Below are 1,493 nucleotides of genomic sequence, written 5' to 3' on the forward strand. Positions count from 1 at the left end.
CCTTGAATTTTGCGGGATTGTTGACTATACATAATATACAGCGGTTTGCAATTGGGTGAGGTACAAATTATTGGGTTTTAGGGAACAGGGAACAGGGAACAGGGAACAGACAAGAGGGAACAGGGAACAGGGAACAGGGAACAGGGAAAAAATCCGGCGTTGCTGATTATGAGTATGGTTTCGCCCCCCTAGCCCCCCAATTCTGGGGGGAACAAAACTCTCAAAGTCCCCCAGAATTGGGGGATTTAGGGGGCTTTAATAAAACCAGATGATCGCGCATTCATTCCTTAATTCAGCAACGCCTAAAATCCTGTATACCTTATAGTTATGAAAAACGCTATAAATTTTTTAAATGTGTTTTATAGAGGATTGATAGGGTGTATTGGAAGAGAGAAGACGTTGATCTGTCATTTTTTTCTATTTCAGATTGGATTACCACTCAATTACTACTGATAAGGCGTTGATAGGTTCCTGTTTCTTGGCGTAATTGTTCATGGGTTCCCCGTTGAACAACGTTTCCCCTATCCAGGACAATAATTTCATCACAATCTCGAATGGTACTTAGACGATGAGCAACGACAATGCAGGAACACCCACGCCGTCGTAAATTACGATCAATGATTAATTCTGTTTCTGCATCTAAAGCACTAGTTGCCTCATCTAAGACGAGAATGGTAGGATTTCTCACTAAAGCGCGAGCAATTTCAAGGCGTTGTCGTTGTCCACCACTGAGATTTGCTCCCCCTTCACTCAGTGGAGCATCATATCCTTTTGGCTGAAACAGGATTGATTCATGAATGGCAGCATCAGTGGCAGATTTAACTAAATCTGATTCGGGAATGGTGGTATCCCAAAGGGTTAAATTCTCTCGAATTGTACCCGCAAAAATAAAAATATCCTGTTCAACCATTGCTAAGGAATTGGCAAGAACAGCACGAGGAATTTGACTGCGAGGAATACCATCAAAAAGGATTTCCCCCTCCCAAGGGACATATAATCCACAGGCTAATTTAGCAATGGTTGATTTTCCTGAACCACTACTACCGACTAAAGCAATTCTTTGCCCCGGTTTGATAATTAAATTAAAGTCTTCAATCAGGGGAGATTCTAAGCGAGAATACCCAAAAGTGATGTTACGAAATTCTACATGACCCTGTAATTTAAATGAATCGGAAGTTAGACTATAATTGTTGGTAGGAGTGGCCAACTGATTGGGCTGACGAGTGGCTTCTTGATCAATAGGATTTTGTAGTACATCATCAAGGCGATTAATATCAGCTTCTAATTCTTGTAAGGTACTCCCAAAATTAATCAGTTCATTAATGGGTTTAAGAAAGCTAGCGGTTAAAAGTTGATAAGCAATTAGCATTCCAATGGTTAGTTCTCCCTTGATAACCCGTAAGCCTCCGATTAGCAAGATAGAGGCTGTAGCTAAGGCGGTTAACAGATTGGGAAGTGCATTCAGAATTTGTGTTTGTAACCCTAATTTTTGA

1 protein-coding gene is annotated in these 1,493 nt (G+C 40.9%); it reads right to left on the reverse strand.

What is annotated here, in order from left to right:
- Nucleotides 1-439: 439 nt before the first annotated feature.
- Nucleotides 440-1,493, reverse strand: a 1,054-nt coding sequence (locus F6K49_RS48255; RefSeq protein ID WP_293109759.1) for an ATP-binding cassette domain-containing protein, incomplete at its 5' end; no start/stop codon positions are given.

The sequence above is a fragment of the Moorena sp. SIO3I6 genome (assembly GCF_010672095.1).